Annotated in this window: 7 protein-coding genes; 5 read left to right on the top strand and 2 right to left on the bottom strand. The window is 72.2% G+C overall.

The genetic code is table 11. From position 1 onward, the window contains the following. Positions 1–168 precede the first annotated feature (168 nt). Positions 169–810, bottom strand: a complete 642-nt coding sequence (locus ACFXG1_RS08205) for a hypothetical protein (protein ID WP_384724471.1) — start codon at positions 808–810, stop codon at positions 169–171. A gap of 907 nt (positions 811–1,717) precedes the next feature. On the opposite strand from ACFXG1_RS08205, the gene ACFXG1_RS08200 reads away from it, so the two are divergent. Both ACFXG1_RS08200 and ACFXG1_RS08195 read left to right on the top strand, forming a co-directional pair. Continuing rightward, the gene (locus ACFXG1_RS08200; RefSeq protein ID WP_384715817.1) at positions 1,718–2,530 is read left to right on the top strand and encodes an SAM-dependent methyltransferase; all 813 of its coding nucleotides are present in this window, start codon (positions 1,718–1,720) and stop codon (positions 2,528–2,530) included. Then, positions 2,530–4,740 (top strand): putative bifunctional diguanylate cyclase/phosphodiesterase, encoded by a 2,211-nt coding sequence (locus tag ACFXG1_RS08195; protein ID WP_384715814.1) that lies wholly within the window; start codon positions 2,530–2,532, stop codon positions 4,738–4,740. Before ACFXG1_RS08200 ends, ACFXG1_RS08195 begins: the two co-directional genes overlap by 1 nt. Positions 4,741–4,949: 209 nt before the next feature. On the opposite strand, the gene ACFXG1_RS08190 is transcribed toward ACFXG1_RS08195, so the two are convergent. Continuing rightward, positions 4,950–5,849, bottom strand: a complete 900-nt coding sequence (locus tag ACFXG1_RS08190; RefSeq protein WP_384741683.1) for a LysR family transcriptional regulator — start codon at positions 5,847–5,849, stop codon at positions 4,950–4,952. 95 nt (positions 5,850–5,944) lie between these two features. Here ACFXG1_RS08190 and ACFXG1_RS08185 point away from each other — a divergent pair, with 95 nt between their 5' ends. Genes ACFXG1_RS08185 through ACFXG1_RS08175 form a run of 3 tightly spaced genes read left to right on the top strand, consistent with a single transcriptional unit; the run spans position 5,945 to position 9,351 of the window. Beyond that, positions 5,945–6,661, top strand: coding sequence for a succinate dehydrogenase (locus ACFXG1_RS08185; protein ID WP_384715808.1), 717 nt, complete (start codon positions 5,945–5,947; stop codon positions 6,659–6,661). Then, positions 6,662–8,608, top strand: coding sequence for a fumarate reductase/succinate dehydrogenase flavoprotein subunit (locus ACFXG1_RS08180; protein WP_384741681.1), 1,947 nt, complete (start codon positions 6,662–6,664; stop codon positions 8,606–8,608). Then, the gene (locus ACFXG1_RS08175) at positions 8,605–9,351 is read left to right on the top strand and encodes a succinate dehydrogenase/fumarate reductase iron-sulfur subunit (RefSeq protein WP_384741680.1); all 747 of its coding nucleotides are present in this window, start codon (positions 8,605–8,607) and stop codon (positions 9,349–9,351) included. The genes ACFXG1_RS08180 and ACFXG1_RS08175 overlap by 4 nt, the downstream gene beginning before the upstream one ends. Position 9,352 lies beyond the last annotated feature (1 nt).

Here is a 9,352-nt window from a genome sequence, read left to right as displayed (position 1 = left end):
CTCTAATCCCTATGTTCTGGTGGGCTGTTTTTTTTTTATACTACCCACCCCCCCGGGGGGGGGCCGCCGCGGTTGGGCCGCGCCCCGGCGTCGGGGTGACTTCCCCGCCCCCCATCACCCCCCGGGACCGGACCGGGCCCGGTCCCGAACCGCCGGGGTGAGCCGACTTCAGCGGCGGCGTGCGCCGGTCCCGCGGCGCAGGACCACCGTCGTCGCCGTGACGGCCGCCAGGACGAGCGCCGCCCCGGCCGCGAACTCGACCGGACCCGCTCCGCCCGTGACACTGCCCCCGAGTCCGCCGCGTACGCCCTGCGGGACGGGTGTCGCGGTCGCCGTAGCGGTACGCGGTGCCGTTGCCGTCGCCTTGGGTGTCGGGGCCGGAATCGGGGTGGCCGTCGCCGTGGGTGTCGCCGTACGGGTCACCGTCGGGGACGGCACCGCCGGCGGCCGTACCGTCGTGCTGATGGTCGGACTCGCCGTGCCGCCGGAGATCGTCAGAATGACGGTCCGCTGGGCGTCTCCGCAGGTGAACCGGATCGAGTACTGGGCGCCGCGGCGGGCGTCACCGTCCACGGTCGCCGTCGCCGAGGTCCCCGGACGGATCGTCGCCGCGTCGAACACGCCCGAGGTCGCCGTCGCCGTGCTCGCGCAGCCGCTCGCGGTGAGCGCCACCCGGCCCCCGGGCGCGACCGTCGACGGAGTGACGGTGAATCGGGGGTCGCCGTCGCCGCCCGCCCGGGCCACGGGGGCGGCCAGGGCCAGGACGGTCGCCCCCAGCAGAGCGGCGGACGCGGCACGTATCGCACGCATGGTCAATCCTCCGGGTCCCCGAGGAGCAGCCGCGGAAGCGGTTTCCACATGACGCCGTAAACGGCCCCTCGATGTCCGAAACGCTAGGAGTGCCCCCATCCGGCCGCGATCGGTGCCGGGCGAACGGGTCATCCGTGTCCGCCGGGCGAGGGACACGGACGGCGTGTCGCCCCGATACGCGACCCGCGCGACCCCCGCCGCCCGGCGCGTTCGGCGGAGTCTGCGCCGGGGCCGGGGTGCCTCCCTCCACCGCTGCGACGAGGGCACCGCTTCGCCGCCCGGATCCCGTTGCGAAGGCGATGGTGCGAAGGTCGGGCCGGTGGTCCCCGCGGACGGCGCGAGCGCCGCGCGCCCGGATTCGGCCCGCCCTCGTCGGCGCGGGCACCCGTGCCGCCGGCGCCCCGCCGAGCCGCCGGACCTGTCCACCCGCGTGGATCCGGAGCCCGGCGAGATCGTCGTGAACCGGGCCCGAGGGACGGTCCGCCGCCTTCTCGAGGATTCCGCCCGGCCCGGGGAATCGGCCCGCGCCGGGAAGCGTCCGGAGAAGTGGCCCGTCGTCGCCCCGTCAACAAGAACGACACCGAGGGCATCCTCCGGAGGGACTTCGTCACCTTCGGGACCGCCCGGACGAAATCGCCCGGCGGACCATCCCCCGGTGGCCCTCCCCACCTTCGCGGGCGACCGCGAACGGGGCGGCACCAACGGGCGCGACGCGGGCGGCACCTGGTACGCGGTCAGCCCGCGGGGCAAGGCGATCGGGGCCCCGGGTGTGACGAAGAACGGGTCGTCGATTTCCGTTTGGACTCGCCCAATCGACGGCCGATCAGTAGCCTCGGCTCGAACACCGGCCGCGGACACGGCCGGAGGCACCGTATGGCGGCCTGGTCGACCCCGGTTGGAGACATCGATGGAGCGTGCTGCCTGGGCCCCGCCCGGCATCGACACCTCGATGCCGAGTGTGGCCCGGATGTACGACTACTACGCGGGCGGCTCCCACAACTTCGCCGCCGACCGGGCGGCCGCACGCCGGGCCCTGGAGTATCTGCCGGGACTGCCCAAATCCGTCCAGGCGGACCGGGCGTTCATGCGCCGCGCGGTGACCTGGGCCGTCGGACAGGGGGTGACCCGCTTCCTCGACATCGGCTGCGGGATCGTCTCGTACGGCAACGCGCATCAGGTCGCCCGGGCCGCGGACCCCGGCTGCCGGGTCGTCCACCTGGACCACGACCCGGTCGCCGTCGCCCATGGCCGGGAGGTCGCCGACGGCGATCCGCGGATCACCGTTGCCGCCGCCGACCTGCGCAGACCCCGCCAGATCCTCGACCTCCCCGAGGTCGCCGCCCTGCTCGCGGCGCCCGGCCCGGTGGCGCTGCTGCTGCTCGGCGTGCTTCCCTTCGTCGAGGACGCGGACGACCCGTACGGCGCGGTACGGGAGTTGGGCGCGGCGCTCCCGCCGGACAGCCTGATCGTCCTCACCCATGCGGCATATGACAGTGTCCCGGTGTCCCAGGAGCAGACGGAAGGCGCCCTGGGGGTCTACCGTGACATCCGCAGTCCACTGACATTGCGTTCACAAGAGCACATCGCTCGGTTCTTCGAGGGGTACGAGATGGTCGAGCCCGGACTGGTGTTCACGCCGCACTGGCGGCCGGACGCCCCAGCCGAGCAGGAGGACCCATATGCCTTCTCAAGCTACGCAGGGGTGGGGCGCAAGGCGTGATGGCGCCGTCGCAGGCGACGGGTCCCACGGCGGACCCGGACGGTCTCGAGGACAGACTCCGCCGTTTCGCGACCATCTGGAGCCGTGCCGTCTTCCCCGTGACGGCGACCTCCTTGACCCGTAACGAGGTCGAGGAACATCTGCTGCCGCTCGCCCGCGGCCTCTGCGGGCTGCTGCACGCCCACCCCTTCGACCCGGGCCCGGCCCACGCGGTCGGCGCGGCCCTGGTCGACGCCCACTGCACCGACCCCGACGCGCTGACCCGCACCCTGGGAGTCATCGACGCCTATCTGGTGCTGTACAGCGGCGACGCGGGCGACGAGGAGCTGACGGTCGAGGACGGCCGGACCCGCTGTGCCCGCCTCCAGCACGCCGTGGCGGCCGGGTTCGCGGCCGGGCTGCGGGACCGGACCCTCGCCGAGCAGGAGGCCGTGGCCCGTTCGGCGCTGACCGCCCGTACCGACGCGGTGCACGCCCTGCACGCCACCGAGACCCGGCTGCGGGCCGTCTTCGAGGGCGCCGCGATCGGGATCGGCGTCGCCGAGATCGACGGTACGGTCGTCGAGGTCAACGAGACCCTCACCCGGATGTTCGGCGGGCTCGAACACCATGTGCGCGGCAAGAAGATCACCGAGTGGACCCACCCCGAGGACCGGCCGCACGTGGCCCAGCTCTACCGGGAGCTGAAGCGCGGCGAGCGGGAGCACTTCCGGGTCGAGAAGCCGTTCTTCCGCGACGACGGCACCGCGCTGTGGACCAATCTGACGATGTCCCTGCTGCGGGACCCGGAGGGACGGCCGCAGTATCTGCTGGCCCTGCTGGAGGACACCACCGAGCGGCGGCTGCTCAACCTCCGGCTGCGGTACGAGGCCACCCACGACGCCCTCACCGGACTGCCCAACCGTACGCTCTTCTTCGAGCGCCTGGAGAAGGCCCTCGCCGGGACCGGTCCCGGCAACTCCGCGGCGGCGGCCGGTCCCGACGGCGCGGGCGAGGCCAGGTTCGGGCTCTGCTACCTCGACCTCGACGGCTTCAAGGCCATCAACGACAGCCTCGGCCACGCCACCGGTGACCGGCTGCTGGTCGAGGTCGCCGACCGGCTCCAGAGCTGTGCCACCGCGCCCGGCGAGATGGTGGCCAGGCTCGGCGGCGACGAGTTCGTCGCCCTGACCACCGGACCCGATACCGAGTACGAGGTCGGTGAGCTGGCCGCCCGGATCCTCGGCGCCCTCGGCACCCCCGTCCTCGTCGACGGCCGGGAGTTCACCGTCCGCGGTTCCATCGGCATCGTCGAGGGCCCGGCGGGGGAGCGCACCACAGCCGAGGTGCTGCGCAGCGCCGACATCACCATGTACCGGGCCAAGGCGCGCGGCGGCAACCGCTTCGAGATGGCCGATCCCGAGCTGGACCAGCGGGCGATCACCCGGCACGGGCTGACCACCGCCCTGCCCGCGGCGCTGGAACGCGGCGAGTTCTTCATCGAGTACCAGCCGCTGGTCGACATGGGCGACGGCCGGGTGCACGGCGCCGAGGCGCTGGTGCGGTGGTCCCACCCCCAGCACGGAGTCCTCGGCCCCGATCAGTTCATCCCGCTCGCCGAGCACACCGGTCTCATCGTGCCGCTGGGCCGCTGGGTGCTCCAGGAGGCGGTGCGCCAGGCATGCCACTGGCAGGAGATGTACGCCGACGGCGTCCCGCTGCGGATCAATGTCAACCTGTCGCCGGCCCAGCTCCAGCACCCCGGTCTGGTCACCGACACGGTCGCGGTCCTCGAACGCGCGGGGCTCGCCCCCGGCGCGCTCTGCCTGGAGGTCACCGAGTCCGCGTTGATAGGAGCCGACGAGGGGCTGCTCAAGCCGCTCCGCCAGCTCGCGGAGCTGGGTGTGGACATCGCCCTCGACGACTTCGGCACCGGCTACTCCAACCTGGCCAATCTGCGGCGGCTGCCGGTGAGCGTCCTCAAGCTCGACCGCTCCTTCACCAAGGGCATGCAGCAGGCGCCCGTTGACCCGGTCGATCTGAAGATCGTCGAGGGGATCGTCTCCCTGGCGCACAGCCTCGAACTCGCCGTCACCGTCGAGGGCGTGGAGACCGGGGTCCAGGCCGACCAGCTGCGCGAACTGGGCTGCGACACCGCCCAGGGCTGGTACTACGCCCGCCCGGGGCCGCCGGACAAGCTCCACACGCTCTCCCTGGCCGACGCGATCTGAGTCGCGGCGGCCGGGGCGGCGTACCGCGGGGCGTATGACAGCAGCCGTGGCGTACGGCGGGCTTACAGCCGGGGGCCACGGAGAGCCGGGCGCCCCGGCGGGGCTCCGCGTACGGCGGGCCGGACCGCCGGGGACCGCCGACCGCGTCACGGTGCCGCCCGGTCCCGCCCGGAGACGCCCGAACCGCCCGCCGCAGGCGACACGGCGGCTCAGCGCTCCGCCGGGCCGCCCGACACCGTCGCCAGCAGGATCCGCTGGAGCTCCCGGGCCGCCCGGGGCGGCGCCACATCGCTCCGGTGCGCCAGGGCGATCGTCCGCCGCAGCCCCGGCGGGGCCAGCGGGGTCACCCGGAGGTCCGGGCCCGAGCGGTCCGCGACCATCCGGGGCACCACGGCCGCCCCGAGCCCCGCGCGGACGAAGCCGAGCACCGCGTCCATCTCCCCGCCCTCCACGGTGAACGACGGCTCGAAGCCCGCGGCCCGGCAGGCGGCGACCGTCAGTTCCCGCAGGTCGTAGCCGTGCCGGAACATCACCAGCGGGACCTCCCGCAGATCGGCGATCCGGACCGGGTCCGGCGGGGCCCCGGCCGCCGCCGACGACACCACCACCAGATCCTCGCGCAGCAGCTCGACCGTCGTCAGGGCCGGTGAAGCGGGCGGCAGCGGCAGCACGATCAGCGCCAGATCGAGCGCGCCCCGCGCCAGCCTGCGCACCAGATCGTGCGATCCGCCCTCGTCGATCAGCAGCCGGATCCCGGGATGCCGGTCGTGGAAGGCGCGCAGGACGTCCGGGAGCAGTCCGGTGCAGAGACTCGGAGTGGCCCCCAGCCGTACCCGTCCCCGGCGCAGCCGGGCCAGCTCCTGTACCTCGTGCCGGGCGGTGTCCGCGTCCTCCAGGATGCGCCGGGCCAGCGGCAGCAGCGCCTCGCCCGCCTCGGTCAGCCCGATATTGCCCCGGGCCCGGCTGAACAGCTCCGCCCCCAGCTCCTTCTCCAGCGCCCGCACCTGCTGGGAGAGCGACGGCTGCGACACATGGACCCGCTCGGCGGCCCGGGTGAAGTGCCGGGTCTCCGCCACGGCCACGAAGTACAGAAGCTGCTGGAACTGCATGACCCCAGCCTAACCACGACCATAGGGGATGCCTATGGAGATCAGCCGGATCATGTCTTGGACCACTGGTCAGGTACGCGTCTACCGTTCCGGACATGGCTGTGGCAACGCGTACGGACCGAAAACGGACACCGGGGACCCGCCCCCCACGCTCGTTCTGGGGCTCCACCATCGGCAAGAAGGCCGTCATGGCCGTCAGCGGTCTGATCATGCTCGGCTATCTGGTCGCGCATGTGATGGGCAATATGAAGGTCTTCTTCGGGCCCGAGGAGTTCAACGCCTACGGCCATTGGCTGCGGACCATGGGCGCGCCCGTGCTGCACCACGAGTGGGCCCTGTGGCTGGTACGGATCGGGCTGCTCGCCGCGATCGTCGCCCACGGCGTCAGCGCCTACCAGCTCAGCCGGCGCGACATCAAGGCCCGGCCCACCGGCTACGCCCACCGGCGGCGGCGGGCGAGCTACGCCACCCGCACCATGCGCTGGGGCGGGGTGATCATCGTCCTGTTCGTGGTCTGGCACATCCTCGACCTCACGACCCTCACCGTGAACGAGAACGCCGAGCCGGGGAAGCCGTACGAGAACGTCGTCGCCACCTTCTCGACCTGGTACGGCAACGTCATCTATCTGACGGCGATGGCCGCCGTCGGACTGCATATCCGGCACGGCTTCTGGAGCGCCGCCCAGACCCTCGGCGCGGGCAGCGCCGGCCGCGACCGCGCCCTCAAGGCCGTCGCCAACGGACTCGCGCTCGTCCTGACCGCGGGCTTCGTCGCCGTACCCGTCGGCGTCATGACCGGAGTGGTGAGCTGAATGAGTTACGCGGAGTACGAGACCGGCGCCCCGATCACCGACACCCGGGCGCCCGACGGGCCGATCGCCGAACGCTGGGACCGCCGCCGCTTCGAGGCCAAGCTGGTCAACCCGGCCAACCGGCGCAAGCACACCGTCATCGTGGTGGGCACCGGGCTCGCCGGCGGCGCGGCCGGCGCCACCCTCGGCGAACAGGGCTACCACGTCGAGCAGTTCTGCTACCAGGACTCGCCCCGCCGGGCCCACTCCATCGCCGCCCAGGGCGGCATCAACGCGGCCAAGAACTACCGCAACGACGGCGACTCGATCCACCGGCTCTTCTACGACACCGTCAAAGGCGGCGACTTCCGGGCCAGGGAGTCCAATGTGCACCGGCTCGCCCAGATCTCCGTGGAGATCATCGACCAGTGCGTGGCCCAGGGCGTGCCGTTCGCCCGGGAGTACGGCGGACTCCTCGACACCCGCTCCTTCGGCGGCGTCCAGGTCTCCCGTACCTTCTACGCCCGCGGCCAGACCGGGCAGCAACTCCTCCTCGGCGCGTACCAGGCCCTGTCGCGGCAGATCGCGGCGGGCACCGTCACCATGCACCCGCGGACCGAGATGCTCGATCTGATCGTGGTCGGGGGACGGGCCCGCGGCATCGTCGCCCGGGACCTGATCACCGGCGAGATCTCCACCCACTTCGCCGACGCGGTCGTCCTGGCGACCGGCGGCTACGGCAACGTCTTCTATCTGTCGACCAACGCCATGAACTCCAACGCCACCGCGATCTGGCGGGCCCACCGCCGCGGCGCGTACTTCGGCAACCCCTGCTTCACCCAGATCCACCCCACCTGCATCCCCCGCACCGGTGACCACCAGTCGAAGCTGACCCTCATGAGCGAGTCGCTGCGCAACGACGGACGGATCTGGGTCCCCAAGGCACACGGCGACACCCGGCCGCCCGGCGAGATCCCCGAGGACGAACGCGACTACTACCTGGAGCGCATCTACCCCTCCTTCGGCAATCTGGTGCCCCGCGACATCGCCTCCCGGGCCGCGAAGAACGTCTGCGACGAGGGCCGGGGCGTCGGCCCGGGCGGACAGGGCGTCTATCTCGACTTCGCCGACGCGATCCGCCGCATGGGCCGCGACAAGGTCGCCGAGAAGTACGGCAACCTCTTCGATATGTACGAGCGGATCACCGCCGAGAACCCGTACGAGGTCCCCATGCGGATCTACCCCGCCGTCCACTACACCATGGGCGGACTGTGGGTCGACTACGACCTCAGGACCACGGTCCCCGGGCTCTTCGCGATCGGCGAGGCCAACTTCTCCGACCACGGGGCCAACCGGCTCGGCGCCTCCGCGCTGATGCAGGGACTCGCCGACGGCTACTTCGTCCTGCCGTCCACCATCAACGACTACCTCGCCCGCACCCCGCCGGGCGAGCGGCCCGACGCCTCCCACCCCGAGGTCACCGAGGTCGTCGCCGAGACCGAGGACCGGATCAATCTGCTGCTCGCCGTCGACGGCGACCGCACCCCCGACTCCTTCCACCGCGAGCTGGGCGAACTGATGTGGGAGTACTGCGGGATGTCCCGCACCGAGGAGGGACTCCGCAAGGCCCTGGAGCGGATCCCGCGGATCCGTGAGGAGTTCTGGCAGCGGATCAAGGTGCCGGGCAGCGGCGAGGAGTTCAACCAGTCGCTGGAGAAGGCCAACCGCGTCGTCGACTATCTGGAGCTCGCCGAGCTGATGTGCCTCGACGCGCTGCACCGCGCCGAGTCCTGCGGCGGCCACTTCCGCGAGGAGTCCCGGACCCCGGACGGCGAGGCCGCCCGCCGGGACGAGGAGTTCGGCTACGTCGCCGCCTGGGAGTTCCCCCGCGACCGGCGCGCCCCCGTCCTCCACAAGGAGGCCCTCGTCTTCGAATACGTCCACCCCACCCAGCGGAGCTACGCATGAGGCTCACCCTCCGCGTCTGGCGCCAGCGGCGTCCCGACGCCCCCGGCGCCATGGCCGTCTACGAGGTCGACGACATCTCCCCCGACATGTCGTTCCTGGAGATGCTCGACACCCTCAACGAGGAGCTGATCCTCCGCGGCGACGACCCCGTCGCCTTCGACCACGACTGCCGCGAGGGCATCTGCGGCGCGTGCAGCCTGGTTATCAACGGCGACGCCCACGGCCCCGAGCGGACCACCACCTGCCAGCTCCATATGCGCTCCTTCGCCGACGGCGACACCATCGACGTCGAGCCGTGGCGGGCCGCCGCCTTCCCGGTCGTCAAGGACCTGGTCGTGGACCGCTCCGCCTTCGACCGGATCATCCAGGCGGGCGGCTACATCTCCGCGCCCACCGGCTCGGCGCCCGAGGCCCACGCCACCCCCGTACCCAAGGCCGACGCCGACTTCGCCTTCGAGCACGCCGAATGCATCGGCTGCGGCGCCTGTGTGGCGGCCTGCCCCAACGGCTCGGCGATGCTCTTCACCTCGGCGAAGATCAACCACCTCAATGTGCTGCCGCAGGGCGCGCCCGAGCGGGAGGACCGGGTCCTCGACATGGTCGCGACCATGGACGACGAGGGCTTCGGCGGCTGCACCCTCACCGGCGAGTGCGCGACGGCCTGCCCCAAGGGCATCCCGCTGCCGTCGATCTCCGCGATGAACAAGGAGTGGCTGCGGGCCACCCGCCGCGCCAAGCGCTGAC

This window comes from Streptomyces sp. NPDC059248, assembly GCF_042753905.1.
Taxonomy (GTDB): Bacteria; Actinomycetota; Actinomycetes; order Streptomycetales; family Streptomycetaceae; genus Streptomyces.
This window is presented reverse-complemented; position numbering and strand designations above follow the sequence as displayed.

What these genes read in the sequence shown, in the direction of transcription:
- ACFXG1_RS08185 (WP_384715808.1), top strand. Translation starts at nt 5,945, where the DNA reads ATGGCTGTGGCAACGCGTACGGACCGAAAACGGACACCGGGGACCCGC.
- ACFXG1_RS08195 (WP_384715814.1), top strand. Translation starts at nt 2,530, where the DNA reads ATGGCGCCGTCGCAGGCGACGGGTCCCACGGCGGACCCGGACGGTCTC.
- ACFXG1_RS08190 (WP_384741683.1), bottom strand. Translation starts at nt 5,849, where the DNA reads ATGCAGTTCCAGCAGCTTCTGTACTTCGTGGCCGTGGCGGAGACCCGG.
- ACFXG1_RS08200 (WP_384715817.1), top strand. Translation starts at nt 1,718, where the DNA reads ATGGAGCGTGCTGCCTGGGCCCCGCCCGGCATCGACACCTCGATGCCG.
- ACFXG1_RS08175 (WP_384741680.1), top strand. Translation starts at nt 8,605, where the DNA reads ATGAGGCTCACCCTCCGCGTCTGGCGCCAGCGGCGTCCCGACGCCCCC.
- ACFXG1_RS08180 (WP_384741681.1), top strand. Translation starts at nt 6,662, where the DNA reads ATGAGTTACGCGGAGTACGAGACCGGCGCCCCGATCACCGACACCCGG.
- ACFXG1_RS08205 (WP_384724471.1), bottom strand. Translation starts at nt 810, where the DNA reads ATGCGTGCGATACGTGCCGCGTCCGCCGCTCTGCTGGGGGCGACCGTC.